Origin of the sequence: Lewinella sp. IMCC34191 (assembly GCF_003390935.1) — a bacterium.
GTDB lineage: Bacteria > Bacteroidota > Bacteroidia > Chitinophagales > Saprospiraceae > Neolewinella.
The window spans coordinates 230,860-253,498 of record NZ_QNQZ01000009.1 but is presented as its reverse complement, the minus strand read 5'-3'; the positions used below and the strand labels follow the sequence as shown (position 1 = coordinate 253,498).

Sequence of the window (22,639 nt, the reverse complement as noted above, 5' to 3'; positions counted from 1 at the left end):
CTAGCGAACTAAAACTTGAACCCGAACGGACTTACTGATTGGGCAATTGCTACCCTTGGCCGTGACTTCGCTGGGGACGAGCACGTTCGCTTCCGGGAAATACATGGCGACGCAGCCGCGGGGGATGGAGTAGGGGACCAACTGAAATTGGCGGGCCCAACGTTCCGTACCGGCGTACGCGCTTTTTATGTCGACAACCTGTTTGGCGGTGGCTCCCAGGGCGGCAATGTCATCGGCGTGCATGAGGATGACGCGGCGCTCGTTGTGGATGCCGCGGTAGCGGTCGTGGAGGCCGTAGACGGTAGTATTGTACTGATCGTGGGCGCGGATCGTGGTAAGCAGAAACTCGCCCGGCTCGAGTTGATGGGGCGTGAGGTCGGTGGAGCTGAACTGGGCCTTGCCGGTGGAGGTGTCGAAGCGGCGGTTGCGCGGCCCGTTGGGAAGGTAGAAACCGGCGGGCTGCCGCACTTTCTCGTTGTAGCGTTCGAAGCCGGGGATGCAGGCGGCAATGGCGTCGCGTACATTGTCGTAATCCTTACGGTATTCAACCCAGGGGACGCGGGATTCCGGGAGAGTGAGGCGGGCGAGTTCGCAGACGATAGCTACCTCGCTCATCAGATTCATGTCTTCGACTTCCAGGACGCCTTTACTCATCTGGACGACGCCCATGCTGTTCTCGCAGCTGACGAATTGCTCGCCGCCGGCCTGCAGATCAACCTCGGTGCGACCGAAGCAGGGTAGGATCAGCGCCTCCCTGCCGTGTACGAGGTGGCTGCGGTTGAGTTTGGTCGATACGTGGACGGTCAGGTCGCAGTTGCGCAGGCCTCGGGCGGTACGCTCGGTGTCAGGAGTAGCGCTGACGAAGTTGCCCCCCATGCCGAAGAAGAATTTCACCTTCCCCGCTTCCATGGCGGCCATGGTTTTGACGACGTCCAAACCGTCTTCGGTGGGCGGCTCGAAATTGTAGTAGTTGCGCAGGGCCTCGGCCAGCTCCGGCTTGAGTTTGTCCCATACGCCGACGGTGCGGTCACCCTGTACGTTGCTGTGGCCGCGGACCGGACAGATGCCCGCCCCCTTCTTGCCGATGCTGCCCTTGACGAGGAGCAGGTTCACCAGTTCCTTGATGGTGTCGACGCTGTTCTCGTGCTGGGTCAGGCCCATCGCGTAGCAGATGATGATGCGTTCGGAGCCGTGGATCAATCCCGCGGTCTCTTCGATCTCATTGCGGGTCAGGCCGGTATTCGCTACGCAGGCGCCCAGGTCGGTGGCCTCGAGGGTAGCTACGAGCTCGTCGTAACCGGAGGTATGGTCGCGGATGAATTCCTGGTCGAAGTATGTGCCGGGTGCCTGCTTTTCCCGCTCGTAGAGAATCTTAAGCCAGGCGCGAAGCAGCGATTGGTCCTCATTAATTTTGATCTGAAGGAATAAGTCGGTGAGGTCCGTACCGCGCGTCACGAATTTGAGCGGTCGCTGCGGATTGACGAAGCGCATGAGCCCCGTCTCCGGTAGGGGATTGACGCTGATCATGCGGCCGCCGTTCTCCTTCATCTTTTCCAGCGCGGTCAACATGCGCGGGTGATTGGTTCCGGGGTTCTGACCCATGCAGATGATGAGGTCGGCCTCGTGGATGTCCTCCAGGGTCACGCTTCCTTTACCCAAGCCAAGCACCTCGGCCAGGGCCTTACTCGTGCTTTCGTGGCACATATTGGAGCAGTCCGGCAGGTTATTGGTGCCGAGTTGCCGTGCGAAGAGCTGGTAGACGAAAGCCGCCTCGTTGCTGGTTCGTCCGGAAGTGTAGAAGACCGCCTCGTCGGGGTCGATGCTCCTGAGCTTGTCCGACATCAGCCGAAAGGCATCCGCCCAGGTGATCGGTGTATAGTTTGTCGCGCCGGGGCGCAGGTGGAGCGGCTGTGCGATACGGCCACTCTTGCCCAGCTCGAAGTCCGTCCAGGTACCGAGTTCGTCCACCGGGTGCTCGGCGAAGAAGTCCGCGCCGATGCGGCGTTTGGTTGCCTCTTCGGCGATGGCCTTGACGCCATTCTCGCAGTACTCCGCCATCGGGGTGCGGCTGCCATCGGGATCGGGCCAGGCGCATCCCGGGCAGTCAAACCCACCCTTCTGATTGAGCTTGGCGAGGGTTTCGAGGCCTTCCCCCGTATGCATGTATTCGTTGACGTGCTTGAGCGAGTACCGCAGGGCGGGCATACCGGCCGCGATTTCGGTGGGCTTTTTCAGTTCGAGGCCGGACAGCCGTTCCGGGGTAAGTTCGTTGGACATGATCGCAGGTTAGGACAGGGTAAGGTAAGGCACGGTAAATGGTTTAGTGGCGCGAATAAATCGCCGGTCGGCTGCGTGTATCCGAAGTGATTATCGGGTCAATATGCCTACCGCATGGAAAAAGAATCGTGCTCCCATAATCATCGCCATCACGAACTGAACGGACTTTTACGGACCATGGCGTGGGAAGATGAAATCACCTGCGATTCAGAAAGCCGTCTCCTACCTGCGCACCGCCGCCAAATGAATGCGCCGTTCGCCCGGGCAGAGCAGAGACCGGAAAAGGCAGAGGGGCGGACCCACAAGCGGATCCGCCCCTCCCAGGCGATACCTCGGTACAGTACCCATACGCGGAGCTAGTAGATGCCGATGTAGGTACCCTCCGCCAGGTTCTCGAGACTGGCGCCCAGGGTGAAGGCGTCGGGACTATCGGAGGTGACGTCAAAGATGTAGACGTGACCGTTCTCACCGGTCGGAGTGATGGCCATATAGAGTTGATCGTCGCGGACGACGGCGCTCTGATACTGCTGCAGCCACAGGTTCTCGGGTAAATTCATTTTAGTAGCCGTTCCATTGTAAAGATCGACCCGCGCCACGGACCAGTTGGCGTCGGCGTTGGAATCGGTTTCGTCCGTGCGGAGGTAAGGCACGTAGCCGATGCCATTGCCCGCGTAGAACCAACCTAACGACCGGGTATTTTCACCTACCAAGGCGGAGAGATTGAACTGAAAAGATTCGTCGTAGCCGCCGTCGCGTAGCCGAAGAATGTGTGTATCGTAAGTATTGTCCGGAACGGTGATGATCTGGTACACGTCGCCTTGCTCGTCGACGTGCGCCACGGGGGTACGGTAGCCATTGGTAGCCCCGGCGGCCATTTCGGTACCGATGACACGGGGGTTGGTAAGGCTTGGGTAGTCCAGGACAAGCGTTTCCGTGTTGGTGTAGACGGGACCGGGGCATCCACGACCCGTACAGGGGTCCGCCGGGTCGTAGGCACTTTTTGCCATACCGTAGTAAATGTGATCGCCGGCAATCACGGGGGCGTCAACCCGGCTTACGTAATTGTTTGATTCCAGATCGGTGGGCGTGACCGGAACCACCATCTCTTCGATCGAACCGAAGGTCAATTCGTCGAGCCCTACCGCCATCACCCGAAGCGTAACGTCGGAGCGTACGAAGGTGGAATCCGTGTAGACGTAGGTTCCATTTCCGGTGTCGGTGCTATCGGTATAGGCGTACACCCGCGTCGCCGCGGATCCGTCCGCATAGTGAATGGAGGCCGTTTCCTCGTTGGCCTTGGTCCATCGGGGGTAGGCGGTTCCCATCGCGAATTCGACGTTCTTCTCGTACTGCAGCGGGTAGGATTCCCCGCCGGCTACGCTAAACTTGTAAATTCTTCCTCCGCCGTAGTCGAGGTTGTACAGCGTAGTTCCATCTGCCGAAGCGAAGATGCGTGCCGTGCGGGTAGAGGGCATCTCGTAGCCCACGCCGCTGTAACTCACGGTGCCCTGGCTCACGTCCGTCAAAGCCTGGGTGTAGACTTTGGTTTCGCCGGTGGGGCTGGCGGAGAGGGCCAGCGTGAAGTATTCGCGGTCCTGGCTGGTGCCGGGTTTGTCGCCGGGACCGTCGATCTTGATTTCTTCTTCCTCGCAGGCGGTGGCGACGAGCATCACCAGCACGCTCAGGAGCGTAAAGATTCGACGGCTGCTTTTCAGGGGATAAAAGGTCATATTAATTGCATTAAGGGGTGTTGGGTAAGAAGCTGATACACTGATGCGTAATCGGTGCCTGCTAGAATATTCTGTAATTTATTTTGGCGTAGAAGGCTCGACCGGGCTTCTGCAGGGCGTAGTTGTCGAAGACCTGATCATTGAGCAGATTTCTTCCGTCCACCGCCAGCGTGACATGATCGCCGGGGAAAGCATATGCCAGGCTGAGGTCAAGCACTACCTGGGTCGGGATGATGTCCTTGCCGCTTCCACCGAGCGATTCCCAGTCGCGGTAGAACCAGTGAACGAAGGCGACATTTGTCGACAGGGTGGTTCGGGAATCGCGCTGGAAGAGATGCTGGTGGCGGTACTTCGCGTTTCCGTTGGCGGTAAAGAAGGGGGCGTTGCGCTCCCGGTCGCGGTACCAGTCGTAGCGCAGGCCCGTCTCGTCGAACTCGGTGTTGAAGAGAGAATTGAAGACGGACACGCTGCCGGATAGATCCAGCTTGCGGTCGTAGGAGTAAAAAGCGTCGATGTCAAATCCCTTACTGATGTAGCTATCGTCGTTTATATACTCGGTGGTTTCGTCCGTATCGTCCAGGCGGACGTTCCGCTTGATCTTATCCTCCGTGTCGCGGATGAAGGTGTTGAGCTGGAAGCGGGCTTCGTGCTTCCCGAAGCGGTAGGTGCCCAGGGTCAGGCCGAGGTTGAGGTTTTTACTGCGCTCGGGTTGCAGGCCGTAGTTGGGCTCCAGGCTCTCGGCCAGGTTGCCGAAGAGTTCGCGGGGTACCGGCAGGCGGAGACTGCGTTCCGCGGAGGTAAGGAGCAGTACCTTGGGGAACAATTCATAGGAAAGCGCAAAACCATATCCGTTGGCCCATACGCCTCGGTTGACATCATTCAGTTCCACGGCCTCATCGCCGGCGCTTAGGCGGTATTCTACAATGCGCACCGACTGATTAAAAAGCTTGTAAAAGGCGGAAACCTTGAGTCGCTCTTCCAGGGCCGTCAGGTCGTATCCCAGGCCAGTAACGAGACGATCGGAATAGCGGGTGTCTTCCAGGTCACGAATGTCGACGTGACTTAGCGGATCTTCCGAATCGCGGGTAAATCCGGAGTACAACAAATTGAGGGTCAGCTTATGGTGGTCGCCGAAGCGGTAGCCGGATACCGCCCGCGCTACGTGGACCCGTTCGTTGCTGAGCTGGAGGGTGGGGGTGCCGGCCTCGGCGCCCGAGATGTACTCGTAGTACCCCAGCATGTCACCCTGTGCATTGTAGCGTGCCTTGCGTTGGCCGTCCCAGTCGTAGATATAGGCGGCGGTGTCGACGATCCGGCGATCCAGATTGGAAACGGAGGCGAAGGCTTCCAAACTCCAATTATCGGAGAAGAAGCTGCGATCTTTAAAGGACAGGCTGGCTAGTTGCGTCTGCTGGTACGCCTTGCGGCTTCCGTACACGGATTCCATGGTGGCCCCGTGCTGGATGTCGCGGTCCAGCGAAGAGTAGATGGCACCGACCATCAGTTCGTCGGCCCAATCCTGGCCGGTTATCCCGGCGCTGACGTCGACCCCGCCGGAGCGGTAAGTATCGTGGAAGCGGGGAGTGCGGACGTAGGTTATGTCGCCGGTGGTCGGGTCGGTGGTATATACCTGGTTTCCCCATACCTCGTAGTTGTTGTCCGAGCTGTTGTAGAAGCCCGAGCCCCGGACGGTCAGTCCGCTTTTCGTGTGACGGTAGGTGCCCGAACTGGCCAGCTGGTGCGTGTTGAAGGAGCCAAAGGAATAGGAGGCCTGTAGGGTATTGCGATCGATCTCCTTCCTGAGGATGACGTTGATGGCTCCGCCCAGGGCGTCTCCGGCTAGCTCTACGGGCACCACCCCTTTGTAGACTTCGATACGCTCGATGAGGTTGGACGGAATGCTGCTCAGCGAGAAGGAGGGGCCGTAAGCGTCGATGGGAATACCGTCGATGAAGATGCGGATCGCGTTCCCGGAAAGCCCGTTGATGTTGTACGAAATTCGGGAGCCTAGCCCCCCGCTCTGCCGGATGCGCACGCCCGAGGTGCGGTCGAGCAGGTCGGTGACCCGAACGGAGGTGTTTCTTTCCTCGTCGAGCCCGACGGCCTTCATCGCGTATCCCCGGTTTTCGAGGGTTGTGACGACCGATTCCCCCAGAACCGTAATCTCCTCTAGCAAGAGAGCGTCTTCCTCTAGTACCAAATCGACGAAGGACGCTGCGGCGGTCACTTCGATGATTTGCGTCAGTGGCTTATGGCCCAGCAGGTAGGCGCGCAGGATGTAGGTGCCGGTGTCCACCGTGGCAAAAGCGAAGGAACCATCTGGATTGGAGTAAATCTGTTGGTCATCCGGATCGAGGCTCAGGGCCACTCCCGGCAGGGGCGCACCGTCGGAACCGGTGAGCATTCCACTGATCGTTCCCGACGCTTGCCCCCGGATACATAAGGGTAAAAGAAGGGCGGCGAGCGCAGGTAGAAAGCATTTTGGAACGGGGAGTGACAAAGCTACTTCTATTTAGACTAAATACAGATAATTAGGAAAGAGCACGGTTTTCCTGCTCTTTCCTACTGTGACAAAGGTAGAAGGAGCAGACAAACCGCGCAATTATTATTTAGACTAAATATAATTTAATTAAAATTTCTTGGCTTCGGCATTCCAACGACCCGACGTATTGTCCCCCAACAAGTCGAGCGTCTACGCCACTATACGCTCGGCGTGGGTGTAACAGTTGAGGCTATGCGGACGAACGAAACCGCAGAGGGTGATGCCGTTATCCTCCGCCAGTTCGACGGCCAGAGAAGAGGGGGCACCTACACTTGCCACTAACCCGATGCCGGCCATGGCCGCTTTCTGGATCAGTTCGAAGCTGGCCCGTCCGCTCAGGATAAGGATGGTCCGGTGTAGGGGTAAAAGTCCCTGGCGGTAGCCGTGTCCCACGACTTTGTCCAGGGCATTGTGGCGGCCGACATCTTCCGCTACGTGGAGCAGCTCACCGGTGGTAGTGAAGATGCCCGCGGCGTGGATGCCGCCCGTGGTCCGGAAGAGCGACTGGGCTTCGCGTAGCCGGTCGGGTAGGGGGTAGATAGTGGAGGCTTCAACCCTCCAAGCCGACGGATCATCAGGAAAGGGGAGGGATTGGTAAACCTGCTCGATGGATGTTTTACCACATACGCCGCAACTACTTGAGGTATAGGTATGTCGGTCGAGTGAACGTAAATTGAGTTCGAGCTCATTCGGCCATTCCAAGGTCAGGGAATTGCTTTCTACCTGCGCTCCGTCGCCCGGATTTATACCCTGCGGAAGCAGGCCTTCGGAGAAGAGGAATCCCAAGGCCAGGTCGAGGTCACGTCCCGGGGTCCGCATCGTGATGGCGGCTACCCGCCGGCGTGCCCGGTGGCGGATGGCAATCTCCAAGGGTTCCTCTATGGCCAGTGCGTCGGCCCGCGTTTCCTGTCCGCGGGAGGAGATGCGCAGGATCGACCGGCTTATTTGACCGACGGAAGAATTGGACATGATCAACTGTTTATCTTTGCCAGCGAATGAAAAAAGTACCGACCGACAATCTACAGCAAGCCATCGCGAACGCCGCAAAGGAAGTTCGCCAGCGCCACCCCGATCTTACCCAGCAGGATGTAGGAGATGCCTATGCGAGGTACCGCACCCACTTCCGGGAGCGGGAAGACGATCCCCCGGTTTCCAACCGCGAGGCGGAAGACGAGCTGCTGTTGGCTATCTGGGACGTCATCGTTGACCGGGAAACGGAGGGCCTCGACGAACCGGACGGTCTACTGGAAGACTACTACGCGCAAACCTTCGACGCGCTACTGAGGGCGGAAGCGGACACCGACGAGGTGGAGCCGATTGCCGTAGCCGGAACGGAGATCGTCGCGGAAGCCGATCCCCCGCCCGTGATGGCGGAAGAGGAGGATACGACGACGAATGCGATCGAGGATGAGGAAACGGACCCGGTGAATACGATCTACCGGTTGCAGGTGGTCCTGGACGGTAGCCGGCCCGCGGTGAAGCGCGTCCTGCTCGTGGACAAGCACGTCAATCAATCCCAGCTTCATTTTATCATCCAGGCCGCCATGGGGTGGCGGGGTACGGAACAGTTTCAATTCTATCCGAGCCGGGAACAGGAGCTGCCATCCAGCGGGGAGATCCTGTTGGGAGATCTATTCGATAAGGAAGGCGATCACTGCGGATACGAATTCGATACCTGGTACCACGACATCGAGCTCCTGGATCGGGAGCGTCCGGAGGGCCGCCGCCACTATCCGGTGTGTATTGCCGGTGAGCGTGCCTGCCCGCCCGAAGACATCGGGGGCGTGGCCGCCTACAACGAGATGGTGGAAGTACTCAACCAACCCGACCATCCCGATTACACGGAGATGGCGGGTTGGTTGACGCAGGACTTCCACCCCGATGCCTTCAATATGGACCAGGCGAACCTGCGCCTGAGCCAGTACCGGGACAGCGAGTTCAAGGCTGTCGTCTGACCGGTTTTCGTGCCCGGCCGCCTTTGCTTACCTTACTTCTTGCAAACCTAACCAACTGAAACATGCACAAGCTCTACCTCCTGCTTTTGCTCCTGTGTGGTGCGTCCCTGACCGCCCAGGAGATCGACGAAAAGATCTATTCCTCACTCGAGTTCCGTAGTATCGGTCCCTACCGCGGCGGTCGATCCGCGGCCGTTACCGGGGTGGCCGGTCAACCCATGCTGTACTACTTCGGCGCTACCGGCGGCGGCGTCTGGCAAACGAAGGACGGCGGCCAGACCTGGACCAACATTTCCGACGGCTACTTCGGCGGCAGCATCGGGGCGGTGACCGTAGCCGAAAGCAATCCCAATATCCTTTACGTCGGTGGCGGCGAACAGACCGTACGCGGTAACGTCAGCTACGGCAGCGGTATGTGGAAGTCCATCGATGCCGGGAAGAGCTGGAAGCAGATCGGCCTGGAGAACAGCCGCCACATCGCGCGCGTGCGGGTTCACCCCCGGGATCCCGACCTATTGTACGCCGCCGTTATGGGCGACCTGTACAAGGACACCGAGGAGCGGGGCGTGTACCGCAGCAAAGACGGCGGCGAGAGCTGGGAACGCGTGCTGTTCGCCAACGCCGGAGCCGGCGCGGTGGACCTGAGCATGGACCCCTCCAACCCGCGCGTACTATACGCCTCCACCTGGAAGATCCGTCGTACGCCCTACAGCCTGGAAAGCGGCGGGGAGGGAAGCGGCCTCTGGAAAACCACCGACGGTGGCGATACCTGGACCGAAATCACCGGTAACCCCGGTCTGCCGAAGGGTACCTGGGGCATCAACGGCGTGTCCGTCAGCCCGGTCGACGCAAACCGCGTTTATGCCATCATAGAAAACAAGGATGCCGGTGGGGTATACGTCAGCAACGACGGCGGTGAAAGCTGGGAGGCCCGCAGCGACAGCCGGGCCCTGCGTCAGCGCGCCTGGTATTACACCCGCATCTACGCCGACCCCCAGGAACTGGACGGGGTGTACGTCATGAACGTCAGCTACCACCACAGCACCGACGGTGGCCGCTCCTTTAAGTCGAGCAACGCTCCCCACGGCGACCACCACGACCTCTGGATCGCCCCGGAGAATAACGAGCGCATGATCATCGCCGATGACGGCGGTGCCCAGGTGACCTTTGATCAGGGGGAGAACTGGAGCACCTACTACAATCAACCCACGGCCCAATTCTACCGGGTAGTAACCGACAACAGCTTTCCCTACCGCATCTACGGAGCGCAGCAGGATAACTCCACCGTCCGGATCCAACACCGGACCGACGGCGGCACCATCGGTGAATCCGACTGGGAAGAAACCGCCGGAGGAGAGTCCGCCCACATCGCCCCGGATCCCGATAATCCCGATATCGTGTACGGTGGCAGCTACGGCGGTTTCCTGACCCGCTACGACCACGAAAACAACCAGGTACGGGCGGTCAACGTCTGGCCGGATAACCCCATGGGCTACGGCGCCGAAGGCATGAAATACCGTTTCCAGTGGAACTTCCCGATCTTTTTCTCGCCCAATGATTCCGACGTTCTGTACACCACCAGCCAGCACGTCCACCGCAGCACCGATGAAGGCGAAAGCTGGGAGATCATCAGCCCCGACCTGACGCGCAACGAAGCGGAAAAACTGAAGAGTAGCGGTGGCCCGATCACCCAGGACAATACCAGCGTCGAGTACTACGCCACCATCTTCGCGGCGACCGAGAGCCCCCGCGAGCCGGGCGTGATCTGGACCGGTAGCGACGACGGCCTGATCTACGTGACCCGTGACAACGGCGAGAACTGGACGGACGTCACGCCCGCCAATGCCCCCAAGTACATCATGTGGAACAGCCTCGATGTAGACAGCAGCCGCGACGGAGGCATCTACGCCGCCGGTACCGCCTATAAGACCGGTGATTATACGCCCTACCTGTTCTACAGCGGCGACTACGGGCAGACGTGGCGGCGGATCGACAAGGGCATTCCCCGGACGCATTTCACCCGCGTCGTGCGGCAGTACCCGGGAAACCCCGACGTACTCTTCGCGGGTACGGAAGAAGGCCTGTATATGAGCCTCGATAACGGGGAGAACTGGCGCCCCTTCCAGCAAAACCTGCCGATCGTGCCGGTGACGGACCTGGCCATTAAGGACGACGACCTCATCGTGGCCACCCAGGGTCGCAGCTTCTGGATCATGGATGATCTCACGCCCCTCAAACAACTGGGCGAGGTAGCCGATAACGCTGACTTCTACCTCTTCAAGCCGGAGGATGCCTGGCGGATGGGGGGAAGCAGTCGCAGCAGCCGGACCGCGGGGCAGAACCACCCGGGCGGCGTGAACTTCCACCTGTACCTGAGTGAGACGGCGGCGAAGGACAGTATGCCGATGACGCTTTCGGTAATGCAGGCCGGCGATACCATCCGCAGCTGGTCGACCACGTCCTCCGAAGACGCCAACAAGCTCAAACTTAAGGCGGGCGGACAGACCGTAAACTGGGATATGTCATACCCGGACGGCGTCGAATTTGACAATATGATCATGTGGTGGGCCGGCACGGGCGGACCGATGGCGCTGCCCGGCGACTATCAGGTGGCGTTCACCTACGGTGAGCGGGAGCAGGTTCGCGACTTCACCATCAAGGCCGACCCCCGGGTACAGGCCAGCGAGGAAGACCGCCAGGCCCAGTTCACCTTTATGAAAGAAGTGCAGGACAAGACCAGCGAAGCCCACCAGGTCATCATTGACCTGCGCAAGCTGCGGGAGCAGATCGAAGACTTGCAAAAGCGCATTGATGACGAGGAGGTGATTGCCGCCGGCAAATCGATCGTCGACAGCCTGACCGCCATCGAGAAGACGCTGTACCAGACGCAGAATAAGAGCGGACAGGACCCGCTGAATTACCCCATCCGGCTGACGAATAAGCTGGCCCACCTCAACAGCCTGACCGGTATCGGCACCTACCGCCCGACGGCCGCGGCCTACGCCGTCAAGGACGAGATCACCCAACTGATCGACGCCGAGATCGATGCGTACCAGCAGATCGTATCGGAAAAAGTACCCGCTTACAACCAATTAATTCTGGAGCGCGACGTGAAAGTCATCAGCGTACCAAGACCCAATAGTGCGCGCAAGTAAGCGCTCGACCAATTAAGCATTTGGAACGGAGGACATTGTCCTCCGTTCCTGTTTGCGGTAGCCCGGTTCGGAAAAGCAGAGGGCTACCTCCCGCCGGAGCCTTATCTCGTCTTCACGAAGGTGGCCACCATCGGTGGGCTTTGGTCGCCTACGCCAAACCGGAGGGTGTACACCCCCGCCGGAAGGTCATGGATGTCGAGCAGCATTTCTTCCCCGGGTCCACCGTTACTTACCGCAACAGGCTGCCGAAGGGCGTGCTGACGACCGTCAGCCCCCGTAACGCGAATGAAGGAAGGAACGGCAGCAGCCGCCGGCAATGGAACGCGTAGGGTGCCCGTGGTCGGATTAGGATAAACGGCCAGCATCACCGGTTCGTGTGCCGGATTCCGTAGGCCGGTGAGCGTAGAAGCGGACCGCGGAGGGCAGGTCGGCGCATGGGCACCGATCCCATCCGGATGCCGCCCCGAGGGGGAGAGGAAAATCTTGTCGAATTGGGTACCTGTTTCCCGCGCGGCTACTCTGATGGTATGCTTGCCCGTGCTCAGATTGAGGTTCAGGGGCGAGCCGTCGTCGACCACTTCGCGCCATTCGAATCCATCCGTGATGAGCTGTTCCTGGTCGCGTTGCTTCCAGAACTTCGCCCAGGGGCCATTGTCGATGGAGACCCATACGGAGTTGCGGTCCTGGGCGGGTGAATTAACCCGAAAGTAGAGCGTATACGCCGCGGTCACGGAGAGGTCGACCGAAAAGGTGAGCTGGGAAGGTCCGCCGATTCGCTTGGGGCGGGGAAGCTTGTCGTTACCGGGGAAATACACGAAGAAGCGATTCGAGGCGGCGTCCGTACTGTCCGGTTGCCATTCTTCGCCCTCGCGGGCGCACTCGGCTTCCATCCATCGCTCGCCGGCAATCAAAACGGCCAGGGAGTTCTCGCCGGGGGGATCTTCGCCTTTGTTCCCGACGCCGGGATCAAGATGTATTCCAGCCAGTGCAAACGGGCAAGCTAAAAGTAGGGCAAAAGCCAGCCACAACGGCCGGCCGGGGCCGAAGATCGGCCCTTGGATAAATGTTCTCATGGTAGTCGGGGTGTGCGTGGAAGAAAGCTGGGGCCGGTGTCTTCCTTAGTAAACTACCACACAATTCCCGTATCCGCAGTGCGGGAGCGCGGATAATCAGGTAATGATCGCCACTTTAACATTCCCCGAATCAGTCGCCCAATGCCTGATAAGTCATCTGCCGGAACATTTTCTCATGGTAACCGGAGTACGGGGACCGTTGTGACATCAAAATGGCGATCATATGCTCGGACGGGTCGATAAAAAAGAAGGTGGAGTAGGCCCCGTTCCAGAAGTACTGTCCCTCGCTTCCCAGGACGCCGTTCTCGGCAACGTCGGTGATGATCCCGAAGCCGAGGCCGAAGCCTTCGCCATTGCCGCGCATGTCGCCGACGTGGTTCGTGGTCATTAATTCCACGGTTTTGGGACTCAAATAGCGGGTGCCGTCCAGTTCGCCCTTATTGAGCAGCATACGGCAGAACTTCAGGTAATCGGCGGCGGTGGAGTACAACCCGAAGGACCCGCCATACACCTTATTGCCGCTGCTGGGAAGCTGCATGGCTGCCTTCGTGAGCATACCCTCGGAGACCTGGTGGTTGGCTACCAGTCGCCCGGACTCCTCCGCGGGAATATTATAGTCGGTGTCGGTCATATGGAGTGGGCCGAGGAGTCGCTCTTCCAGAAACTCAATGACCGTTTGTCCCGAGAATTCTTCGATGAGCCGGGCCAGGATGTCGGGTGAAGTGCTGTAGATCCACTGTTCCCCGGGTTGACCCAGCAAGGGTAGGGTCGCCAGGGTCTTGACGCGGGAGGCGATGTCGGCGTGGGGCCGGTAGTACAGGGCTCCGGCGATCTCGTTGTCCAGCATCGTACCCGTCAGGCCGTGGGAGAAGCCCGCCGTGTGCGAAAGCACCTGTTCGATCGTAATGGCGGAAGTAGCGGGATCGGTGGCCACCTGTAGCCCCTCGTCCGAATTGCGGGCCACCTTTAGGTCGGCAAATTCAGGAAGGTAGTCGGCAACCTTATCGGTCAGCTGAAAGTGGCCTTCTTCGTACAGCATCATGAAGGCGACCGTGACGATGGGTTTGGTCATCGACATGAGGTGATAGAGCTGGTTTTCCCGTAGCGGCGCCTCGGTCGTCAGGTCGCTTACGCCGGTCGTACGGTGGTAGCCGACTACGCCGTTCCGGTAGATCAGCAGTTCGGCCATCGGCAGACGCTGCGCGGTCACTTCCCCTTCCAGCCAATTTTCGAGCCGCTGGACGCCGTCTTCCGTCAGACCGGCTTCGGCGAGGGACTGCGCGCCGGCCGGCACGGTAAACAGGCAGATGGTAATCGCCAGGAGTAGGGTACGCATGATCATAGTAGCTAAGTGAGCTGGAAAAGTAGCCAAAAATAGCAAGCCCCTTCGTCCGGATGGGCGAAGGGGCTCGACACGGGGCTAATACAGTTCCCGTTTATTTGCTTACCGTATTAACGACGGCGGTGAAGGCGGCGGGGTGGTGCATGGCCAGGTCAGCCAGGACTTTCCGGTTGAGGCCGACTTCGGCGGTCTTGAGGCCGTGCATGAGCCGGCTGTAGGTGGTACCGTTCTGGCGGGCGGCGGCGTTGATACGCGCGATCCAGAGGCGGCGGAAGACCCGCTTTTTGTTGCGGCGGTCGCGGTAGGCGTAAGCCATACCTTTATCGACGGCGTTCTTGGCAACGGTGTAGACTTTGGAGCGTGCGCCGAAGTAACCTTTGGCGGACTTAAGAATGCGCTTGCGGCGCGCGCGGCTGGCAACCGCATTAACTGAACGTGGCATAATGAGTTTGTTTAGTACAGCACGGAGACCGCGGTGGGTACTTAGGGCCCGTACTCTCGTTAAATAATTTACTTACACAGCAGGCGCTTGATGCGCTTCTCGTCGGCTACGGAAACCAGGGCGGCGTCACGGAGACGAAGCTTGGCTTTCTTGGACTTGTTGCGCATCATGTGCGAGGTGTAAGCCTGGAAGCGCTTCACCTTACCGCTACCGGTAATCTTGAAACGTTTCTTTGCACTACTGTGCGTTTTCATCTTAGGCATGGCACCGGTTTTTACAAATGGAGCGCAAAGGTAGGAAATTTTATCGCTACATACAACGCAACTTCCGGGAATTTCCCACCTTGCCGTTCATCACCCGCCGCCTTCCACCGAAAATGCTCCGCTCATGCCCCAGTCCATCGCTCAGTTCAGCCTCCTGGTGGCCGATTACGACGAGGCGCTATCCTTCTACGTAGACCGCCTCGGATTCGAGTTGTTGGAAGACACCCGACTCGGAGCGGACAAGCGCTGGGTGCGCATTCGGCCGGCCGGGGCAGCGGGCTGCGCGATCCTGCTGGCCCGCCCGAGCACTCCGGAACAACGCGCCCTGATCGGGCGTCAGGCCGCGGACCGGGTGTGGCTTTTTCTCGATACCGATGACTTCGAACGGGACTACCGTCGGCTGGTAGAGCAGGGCGTGGAGATCGTCCGGGAGCGCTCGGAAGAGGCGTATGGAAAGGTCTGCGTATTCGCCGATTGCTACGGCAACCGGTGGGATCTGATTCAGCGGACGCCGGATTTGGGCGGCGGAGCGCAGGATTAATTGATTTTCTTTTCGACGAATGCCCGTATCACGGAGAGGCCCATGTTAAAGTCGGTATTGTTGTTGACGATCAGGTCGGCACGGTCTTTATGGGGCTGGACGTACTTCTCATAGGCTGGCAGCACGTGGTGCTCGTAGCGGTAGAGTACGTCCTCGAGGGGGTAGTTGCGCTCCACGCGGTCGCGCTTGATGCGTCTGACCACCTTCAGGTTATCCTTGGCGTGGAGGAATATTTTGAGGTCGAGGAGTTTCCGCAGTTCCTTATAGTGAAAAACGAAGAGCCCCTCCACGATAATGACCGGTGCCGGATGGAAGGTGAGCAAGCGGGCCTTCGCCAGTTCGTTGTTGAAGACGTACTCCTGGCGCTGGACGGTTTCGCCCGCAATCAGTTGCTTGAGGTCCCGGATAAACTGCTTGCAGTGGATGGAGGCGGGCCGGTCGAAATTGTGGATGCCGCGCTCGTCCTTTTCCTGGTCTTCCCGACGGACATAATAGTCGTCCATGCTGAGGAGACAGACCTGGTCGTCCGGAAGTCCGCGTCGTAGCTGCTTAATGAAGGAGGTCTTGCCGGATCCGCTGCCGCCGGTGATTCCGATAATGAAGGGTATCGCCATAATTGGTCGCAAAGGTACACAGGTAATCGCAGTCACTCATCCTTTATGGCTACCTTGTGCGCTACCCAACCGCTGTCATGACTTTTGCCTACGATCTTTTTCGCACCATTCTCGGAATGAGTGCAATGCTGGGAATATGTTACGCCTTTAGTGCCAACCGAAAGGCCATTGACTGGCGGTTAGTTGGGATCGGCGTGGCCATGCAGTTCGTACTGGCCATCCTGATTCTCAAGATCGAGGGGGTCAGCACCGTTTTCGACTACGTGGCCGCCGGATTTCGAAAAACGCTGGAGTTTACCGCCGCCGGAGCGGAATTCCTTTTCGGTAGCATCGTGGTGGACGTGGACAGCTTCGGCTACATCTTCGCTTTTCAGGTGCTGCCCACTATCGTTTTTTTTTCCGCCTTGTCCGCTATTCTCTACTATCTCGGTATCCTGCAGAAGGTCGTGTACGGACTGGCCTGGTTGCTCAGTAAAGCCATGGGACTCAGCGGGCCGGAGAGTCTCGCCGCCGCTGCTAACGTATTCATCGGTCAGACGGAGGCACCGCTGGTCGTAAAACCCTACCTCGAACGGATGACCCGCTCGGAACTGCTCTGCGTAATGGTCGGAGGCATGGCGACCATTGCCGGGAGCGTCTTCGTATCGTACATCGGATTTCTGGGGGGGACCGATCCCGCCAGTCAGCAGTTCTTCGCCCGTCACCTGCTCACGGCGAGCATCATCTCGGCTCCGGCGGCGATCGTTTGCGCCAAAATGCTGCTCCCGGAGACGCCGGCGGCACTCGCGGCGGTCACCGGTACCGAATCCACCGATGTCCACGATGCCAAGGTGCCCGAACGCGACGAGCGACTGGAGATGGCCGCCGACGAAAGCAACAACTTACTCGATGCCATCAGCCGCGGGACGGGCGACGGGCTACGGCTGGCCATCAACGTGGGGGCCATGCTGCTCGTCTTTACCGCCTTAATCTATATGATGAATGTTCTCTTCGTGGGCGCAACGGAGATCATCAATGATGCTGCGCTTTGGGTGGGGCTCACCGATATGAACTGGAACGAGGCCATCTCCGCTAGCACCGAGGGACGGTTTCCCGGCTTTAGCTTCACCTACCTACTGGCACTCGTTTTCGCTCCGGTAGCCTGGATCATAGGCGTACCTACCGAAGACATCACCATCGTCGGCCAGTTACTCGGCCTGAAAACCGTCATTAACGAGTTCGTAGCCTACGATACCTTCCGCACCGTTCAGGCTACCGGCCCCGCTCTGAATCCGAAAAGCGTGCTTATCGCTGCCTACGCGCTCTGCGGGTTTGCCAACTTCGCCAGCATCGGGATACAGGTGGGGGGCATCAGTGCCATTGCCCCGGGGCAGCGGAAAAATCTCACCGAACTGGGGTTAATCGCCCTGGTGGGCGGTACGGTGGCTTGTTTGATGACGGGGGCCGTGGCCGGCCTGTTTTACCAGTAGCACTTAGCTTCTCAGAAGCGATTTTAGGTCCATTTACAGGTACTTTGTTCCGCTTCTGCGGAAGCCAGATGAGGAATCGTTGTGCTATTAAGATGCACCACGATTGTCCTATTTATACCCAAATGCACGGGTGGCAGGACCATCCGCGGGGGAGAGGACCGGTAGGTGTTATTCAACTTCACAGAAGCTGGCGGAATGTTTTTGGATTTGGTCGATCAAACCATGCCATTTGTCGATAAATCCGGGCTATTGAACGGGTGTGCCTTTGGCAATCCTACGCCGGTGTTATCATTGTTTACGCAAATGAATGCTTCGCCACGGCCTCCCGTTCGCGAAAGCTGCTCCCTAGGTTTTTTCACGCTAGGTCGATCCTGATACACCTCTACTTTCACTACTTGCCCGCCGGCCGCTTCGTGCCGGTCGGGAAGATATCCTCGTAACCTATAGTCTCAAATTATACCAATGACCAATCGGTTTATATATCTACTTAATTATGGCTTCGTGCTGATTTTGGTGTGCTGGTCCGTGGCGACCGGCGCCCAATCCGCGCAGTCCGGCACCGTTAGCGGTACGGTGCTGGATGCCGAAACGAACGACCCCCTGATCGGCGTGACCGTCATGATCGAAGGCTCAACTACCGGCACCGTCACGGACCTTGATGGTTATTATTCCATCGCCGCGAATGCGGACGACGTGCTGATTTTCAGCTATACGGGTATGGAAACGCTTACCGTTCCGGTAGGTGGACAGTCTTCCGTCGATGTCAAACTGGGAGCTTCCAGTATCGCGCTGGACCAGGTCATCGTGACCGCCTACGGTACGTCCAAACGTGGCGCCTTTACCGGTTCTGCTACCCAGATTAATGCCGAGGCACTGGAAAACAGGGCCATCACCAACGTCACCTCCGCTCTGGAGGGCGCCGCGGGGATTCAGTACACGCCAGGTAGCGGTCAGCCGGGCTCCTCGTCTCCGCTACGGGTGCGGGGCTTCGGTTCCGTAAATGCCTCTTCCTCTCCGCTTTACGTGGTAGACGGCATCATCTTTTCGGGCGCTCTGAACAGCATCAATCCGAACGATATTGAAAGCCTGACCGTTCTAAAGGATGCATCTTCCACGGCCCTCTACGGTTCCAAGGCCGCCAACGGGGTGGTTTTGATTACCACGAAGGGTGGCCGCACGGGGCAGAGCCGCTTCAACGTGAACGTGAGCCAAGGCTTCAGTGGCCGGTCGATCAAGGAATATGATCGCGTAAGCCCGGAGCAGTACTATGAATTGCAGTGGGAAGCATACCGCAACAGCCTGGTCTACGGAGCCGGTGAAACCATGGAAGACGCCAACCGGGAGGCCTCAGCCGAGATCGTGGAGCTCCTGGGTACTAATCCATTCAATGTAGCGGACAGCCTGGTAGTCGGAACAAACGGCCAACTCAACCCCGACGCGGAATTACTCTACGGAGACGACCTCAACTGGCAAGATGCCCTTACACGGCTCGGCAACCGGACGCAAGCGGACATTTCTTACCAGGGGGGAACCGAGACCTCAACGTTTTACACTTCGCTGGGCTATATCGACGATACCGGGTGGATCCAGGCATCCGACTTCGGACGACTGACCGGACGGGCCAACGTTACCGCACAGCCCCGGGAATGGGTGAAGACGGGTTTTAATGCTAACCTGAGTTCCAGCACGACTAACCAGGCCGCTGACGGGGGAAGCACCAGCTTCGTGAACCCCTTCTTTTCCACCCGGAACATTGCGCCTATATACCCACTGTATGAACACGACCCGGTTACCGGCGACTTTATCTTCGACGAGGCCGGCCAGCGTATCTACAACCTCGGTGCCGCCCGCGTGGGCAATACCAACGGCCGGAACGTGGTCCAGGAAACGTTGCTGAACATCGATGAAGAGCGCCGTAACACCCTTGGCGCCCGCGCATTCGTAGATCTGTATTTTCTGAATGGGTTTACCCTGACCCTGAACGCCGGTCTCGACCGTCTTTCCTACAACAACGAAACCTACGGTAACCGCATCGTTGGCGACGCTGCGCCCAACGGGCGTGCTTCGCGGACAAACTCCGTCACTTCGTCCATTACGTACAACCAGCTGCTCAATTATTCCACGGCCATCGGCCGCCACAATTTCAGCCTGCTGGGTGGTCACGAGAGCTTCGAGTACGAGTATAACTATCTGTACGCTTACCGAACCAACCAGATTGCCGACGGCAATACCGAACTCCGCAATTTTACCACGATTTCTGATGCCGACAGCTACACCAGCCGGTACACAACGGAGGGGTGGCTCGCCCGTGCGGAGTATGACTTCAACGACCGCTACTTCATTTCCACTTCTTTTCGGGCGGATGGATCTTCCCGCTTCTCCGAGGATGTTCGCTGGGGTAATTTCTATTCCGTCGGTGTAGCCTGGCGCCTGGATCAGGAAAGCTTCGTTAGCAACCTCAGCTGGGTCGACCTGCTCAAGTTCCGCGCCAGTTACGGGGAAGTCGGCAATGACTCCAACCTGGACACCGACCCCGTGAGCTTCTACGCCAGCCAGCCACTCTTTACCCTCGGCTTCAACAACGATACCGAGGCGGGTATCATCGTGGGTTCGCTGGGAGCACCACAGCTCGAGTGGGAATCGAACGCCCAGACGGACGTCGCCCTCGAATTCGGGTTTTGGGATTACCGGCTTTCCGGAAGCATAGAATACTATAACCGGGTGACGGATAACCTGATCTTCAGTGTACCCCTTCCACTGTCGACCGGTAATGATGACTACCTCGCGAATATTGGTAGTATGTATAACCGGGGTGTCGAACTCGCCCTGAGTGCCAGCATCATTAATACTTCCAATTTCAATTTCTCGATTGACTGGAACGGATCGACTATAAATAACGAATTCACCGAGTTGCCCCAGGAGGAGATCATCAACGGATCAAAGAAGCTTGTCGTGGGCGGGTCCCTTTACGACTACTGGTTACGCGATTATCAGGGGGTTGACCCTGCGGACGGAGCCGTACTCTATGCGCTGGACGCTGAAGTGACGACCTCCGACTCCGATATCCGCGTGATAGACGGTGATAGCCTGACCACCAATGCAAACAGCGCCGCGTACGCATTCGTAGGAACGGCGATTCCCGATCTGTTCGGCAGCTTTTCTCCAAAGTTCCGGATCGGAAATCTGCGCTTTGGGGTACTGTTTACTTATCAACTGGGCGGACAGACCTATGATACTAACCACGCCGGGCTGTTATCCAATGGAAATTACGGATCATCGCTTAGCACGGACATCCTGGATCGCTGGCAGCAACCGGGGGACATCACCGAGGTCCCAAGGCTGGATGCATCGCAGTCTAATAATTTCGGTGCCGCGTCGTCTCGCTTTCTCGTAAAGTCAGACTATCTGGCCCTGCGTCAGGCCAACATCTCGTACGATCTGCCCGACGATCTGTCATCGCGCATAGGACTGGCATCGCTGCGCGTATACGCCAACGCGGAGAATCTTTTTCTCGCCAATGCCCGTCAGGGTATGGATGCCAACCAGAACTTCAACGGTACCACTTCTAACCGCTTTACCCCATCCCGGACGATCACCTTCGGCGTGAATGCTTCCTTCTAAATCATACTGACATGCAACAGCGCCATACATATTTATCCCTATTGGTTTTGGCACTTCTCCTGTTCGCCGGATGCGGTAAGGACTGGTTGGAAGAGTCACCCACCACGGCGGTCTCGGCCAGCACGGCCACCTCGAGTACGGACAACCTCTACCTGGTCATTAACGGAATCCACCGCTTGCTCTACGAGCGGCAGGGATCGAACGGGGAGGGTGGTTACACCGCCATGTTGATACAAAACGACGCACTGGGCGAGGATTTGGTCATGAACGCCCGCGCCAATGGCTGGTGGATCAGCATGGCCAGCTGGAACGACCACACCAACGCCACCGACGGTGACCTACGCCACGGCTGGCGGGTCATGTACAAGGTCATCAACAACGCCAACATCATCATCGAAGGCGCAGAGAACGCGGAGGGCAACCAGGCCGATCGCGACGCTGCACTGGGGCAGGCCTATGCGTACCGCGCGTTTGCCCATCACTTTCTCGTGCAACGTCATGCCGAACGTTATGCCTACGGCGGCGGCAACAGCCAGCAAGGCATTCCGCTGGTGCTGACTGCTACTACCGAAGGGCTCAGTCCATCCTCCGTGGAAGAGGTGTATGCCCAGGTGAACGCCGACATCGACCAGGCAATAAGCCTACTGGAAGGCTATAACCGTTTTAATAAATCCCACATCAACCAAGCGGTTGCGCAGGGAATCAAAGCTCGCGTTGCCCTGACGCAGGGTAACTGGGCGGTAGCTTCCGAGTACGCCCAGCTGGCCCGGGAAGGATTCGATCTTATGGATCGTGGTACTTACCAGAGCGGATTCAACGACTATGGCGTTAGCGAATGGATGTGGGGCGGACACTACAACGAGGAACAGGGATCTGCCTTTACCAACTTCGGTGCGTGGATGTCGCGAAACTTCGAATCCTCTAATATCCGGGGCAACCCTAAGTCTATCTTCAGCGTGCTCTACGAGCAAATACCCGAAACCGACGTACGTTCGACCGTTTTCAGCGCTTCGGGTAACCACGAAGATCTGCCAGCCGGATACGAGATTGGTCCCAATCACCTTCTTTTTCCTTACACCAGTCAGAAGTTTCTCAGCTACAGTAGTGGAGACAGTCGCGGCGATGTTCCTTACATGCGCGCATCGGAAATGTACCTGATCGAGGCCGAAGCCAAGGCGCGTCTGGGCGAGGATGGCGCGGAGGCCCTGCTTCCGCTAGCCCTGGCCCGGGATCCGTCGTATACCCTGTCAACGAATACCGGCGAGGATCTCATCGAGGAAATCCTGCTGCAGCGTCGTTGGGAACTATGGGGAGAGGGATTCCGGTTCTTCGACCTCAAACGCTTGAATATGCCCCTGGACCGGACCAGCCAGAACGGTGTGGAAACAAACCACATCCCATCCCTGCTCAATAACGTGATGCAGGTACCGGCCGATGATCCGCGGTGGGTTTGGTTGTTTCCGCAGGATGAGGTTAATGCTAACCCCAATCTGTCGAACTGAGCGTAATAATCGAGTGATTGAGGATTCCAGACCGGGCAATTGGCTTTGAGCCGGTTGCCCGGTTTCCTTTTCGTAGCATTGCATTCTACCTGCGCTCCGCCGCAAAAATTCTT

15 protein-coding genes are annotated in these 22,639 nt (G+C 58.3%); 6 read left to right on the top strand and 9 right to left on the bottom strand.

Annotation, left to right across the window (positions count from 1 at the left end; genetic code table 11):
* The 4 genes from DRW39_RS17465 to fdhD all read right to left on the bottom strand — a co-directional run bounded on the left by DRW39_RS17465 (position 1) and on the right by fdhD (position 7,518).
* Positions 1-2,277 (bottom strand): FdhF/YdeP family oxidoreductase, encoded by a 2,277-nt coding sequence (locus DRW39_RS17465; RefSeq protein WP_116108354.1) that lies wholly within the window; start codon positions 2,275-2,277, stop codon positions 1-3.
* A gap of 356 nt (positions 2,278-2,633) precedes the next feature.
* Positions 2,634-4,007, bottom strand: coding sequence for a hypothetical protein (locus tag DRW39_RS17460; RefSeq protein WP_116108353.1), 1,374 nt, complete (start codon positions 4,005-4,007; stop codon positions 2,634-2,636).
* A gap of 61 nt (positions 4,008-4,068) precedes the next feature.
* Positions 4,069-6,411, bottom strand: coding sequence for a TonB-dependent receptor (locus tag DRW39_RS17455; RefSeq protein WP_116108352.1), 2,343 nt, complete (start codon positions 6,409-6,411; stop codon positions 4,069-4,071).
* A gap of 288 nt (positions 6,412-6,699) precedes the next feature.
* On the bottom strand, positions 6,700-7,518 hold the full coding sequence (gene fdhD / locus DRW39_RS17450) for a formate dehydrogenase accessory sulfurtransferase FdhD (protein WP_116108351.1): 819 nt from the start codon (positions 7,516-7,518) through the stop codon (positions 6,700-6,702).
* A 26-nt stretch (positions 7,519-7,544) separates the two neighbouring features.
* On the opposite strand from fdhD, the gene DRW39_RS17445 reads away from it, so the two are divergent.
* Both DRW39_RS17445 and DRW39_RS17440 read left to right on the top strand, forming a co-directional pair.
* The gene (locus tag DRW39_RS17445; RefSeq protein ID WP_116108350.1) at positions 7,545-8,504 is read left to right on the top strand and encodes a plasmid pRiA4b ORF-3 family protein; all 960 of its coding nucleotides are present in this window, start codon (positions 7,545-7,547) and stop codon (positions 8,502-8,504) included.
* Positions 8,505-8,566: 62 nt separating this feature from the next.
* A complete protein-coding gene (locus DRW39_RS17440; protein WP_116108349.1) occupies positions 8,567-11,659 on the top strand; it encodes a WD40/YVTN/BNR-like repeat-containing protein in 3,093 nt (1,030 codons plus the stop codon).
* A gap of 101 nt (positions 11,660-11,760) precedes the next feature.
* On the opposite strand, the gene DRW39_RS17435 is transcribed toward DRW39_RS17440, so the two are convergent.
* The 4 genes from DRW39_RS17435 to rpmI all read right to left on the bottom strand — a co-directional run bounded on the left by DRW39_RS17435 (position 11,761) and on the right by rpmI (position 14,779).
* On the bottom strand, positions 11,761-12,732 hold the full coding sequence (locus DRW39_RS17435; RefSeq protein WP_157976192.1) for a hypothetical protein: 972 nt from the start codon (positions 12,730-12,732) through the stop codon (positions 11,761-11,763).
* Positions 12,733-12,862: 130 nt separating this feature from the next.
* Entirely contained in the window at positions 12,863-14,068 is a 1,206-nt protein-coding gene (locus tag DRW39_RS17430) for a serine hydrolase domain-containing protein (RefSeq protein ID WP_157976191.1), read from the bottom strand.
* A gap of 100 nt (positions 14,069-14,168) precedes the next feature.
* Positions 14,169-14,516 carry a 50S ribosomal protein L20 gene (gene rplT, locus DRW39_RS17425; protein ID WP_116108345.1) on the bottom strand — a complete coding sequence of 116 codons (348 nt, stop codon included), beginning with the start codon at positions 14,514-14,516 and terminating at the stop codon, positions 14,169-14,171.
* Between the two features lie 68 nt (positions 14,517-14,584).
* On the bottom strand, positions 14,585-14,779 hold the full coding sequence (gene rpmI, locus DRW39_RS17420) for a 50S ribosomal protein L35 (RefSeq protein ID WP_116108343.1): 195 nt from the start codon (positions 14,777-14,779) through the stop codon (positions 14,585-14,587).
* A 124-nt stretch (positions 14,780-14,903) separates the two neighbouring features.
* Between rpmI and DRW39_RS17415 the strand changes: the two genes are divergently transcribed.
* Positions 14,904-15,320, top strand: a complete 417-nt coding sequence (locus tag DRW39_RS17415) for a VOC family protein (RefSeq protein WP_116108342.1) — start codon at positions 14,904-14,906, stop codon at positions 15,318-15,320.
* On the opposite strand, the gene DRW39_RS17410 is transcribed toward DRW39_RS17415, so the two are convergent.
* The gene (locus DRW39_RS17410; RefSeq protein ID WP_116108341.1) at positions 15,317-15,934 is read right to left on the bottom strand and encodes a uridine kinase; all 618 of its coding nucleotides are present in this window, start codon (positions 15,932-15,934) and stop codon (positions 15,317-15,319) included. The two genes, DRW39_RS17415 and DRW39_RS17410, sit on opposite strands and share 4 nt — an antisense overlap.
* 77 nt (positions 15,935-16,011) lie before the next feature.
* Between DRW39_RS17410 and DRW39_RS17405 the strand changes: the two genes are divergently transcribed.
* From DRW39_RS17405 to DRW39_RS17395, 3 genes are all read left to right on the top strand, one after another.
* Positions 16,012-17,403: a NupC/NupG family nucleoside CNT transporter gene (locus DRW39_RS17405; protein WP_116108339.1), complete on the top strand. Its 1,392-nt coding sequence runs from the start codon at positions 16,012-16,014 to the stop codon at positions 17,401-17,403.
* Between the two features lie 462 nt (positions 17,404-17,865).
* Positions 17,866-21,024 carry a SusC/RagA family TonB-linked outer membrane protein gene (locus DRW39_RS17400; RefSeq protein WP_116108337.1) on the top strand — a complete coding sequence of 1,053 codons (3,159 nt, stop codon included), beginning with the start codon at positions 17,866-17,868 and terminating at the stop codon, positions 21,022-21,024.
* A 47-nt stretch (positions 21,025-21,071) separates the two neighbouring features.
* The gene (locus DRW39_RS17395; RefSeq protein ID WP_198664926.1) at positions 21,072-22,526 is read left to right on the top strand and encodes a RagB/SusD family nutrient uptake outer membrane protein; all 1,455 of its coding nucleotides are present in this window, start codon (positions 21,072-21,074) and stop codon (positions 22,524-22,526) included.
* The last annotated feature ends 113 nt before the right edge of the window (positions 22,527-22,639 follow it).

Coding starts and splice junctions, on each gene's coding strand:
- DRW39_RS17465 (WP_116108354.1), bottom strand. CDS start 2,277: ATGTCCAACGAACTTACCCCGGAACGGCTGTCCGGCCTCGAACTGAAA.
- DRW39_RS17460 (WP_116108353.1), bottom strand. CDS start 4,007: ATGACCTTTTATCCCCTGAAAAGCAGCCGTCGAATCTTTACGCTCCTG.
- DRW39_RS17455 (WP_116108352.1), bottom strand. CDS start 6,411: ATGCTCACCGGTTCCGACGGTGCGCCCCTGCCGGGAGTGGCCCTGAGC.
- fdhD (WP_116108351.1), bottom strand. CDS start 7,518: ATGTCCAATTCTTCCGTCGGTCAAATAAGCCGGTCGATCCTGCGCATC.
- DRW39_RS17445 (WP_116108350.1), top strand. CDS start 7,545: ATGAAAAAAGTACCGACCGACAATCTACAGCAAGCCATCGCGAACGCC.
- DRW39_RS17440 (WP_116108349.1), top strand. CDS start 8,567: ATGCACAAGCTCTACCTCCTGCTTTTGCTCCTGTGTGGTGCGTCCCTG.
- DRW39_RS17435 (WP_157976192.1), bottom strand. CDS start 12,732: ATGAGAACATTTATCCAAGGGCCGATCTTCGGCCCCGGCCGGCCGTTG.
- DRW39_RS17430 (WP_157976191.1), bottom strand. CDS start 14,068: ATGCGTACCCTACTCCTGGCGATTACCATCTGCCTGTTTACCGTGCCG.
- rplT (WP_116108345.1), bottom strand. CDS start 14,516: ATGCCACGTTCAGTTAATGCGGTTGCCAGCCGCGCGCGCCGCAAGCGC.
- rpmI (WP_116108343.1), bottom strand. CDS start 14,779: ATGCCTAAGATGAAAACGCACAGTAGTGCAAAGAAACGTTTCAAGATT.
- DRW39_RS17415 (WP_116108342.1), top strand. CDS start 14,904: ATGCCCCAGTCCATCGCTCAGTTCAGCCTCCTGGTGGCCGATTACGAC.
- DRW39_RS17410 (WP_116108341.1), bottom strand. CDS start 15,934: ATGGCGATACCCTTCATTATCGGAATCACCGGCGGCAGCGGATCCGGC.
- DRW39_RS17405 (WP_116108339.1), top strand. CDS start 16,012: ATGACTTTTGCCTACGATCTTTTTCGCACCATTCTCGGAATGAGTGCA.
- DRW39_RS17400 (WP_116108337.1), top strand. CDS start 17,866: ATGACCAATCGGTTTATATATCTACTTAATTATGGCTTCGTGCTGATT.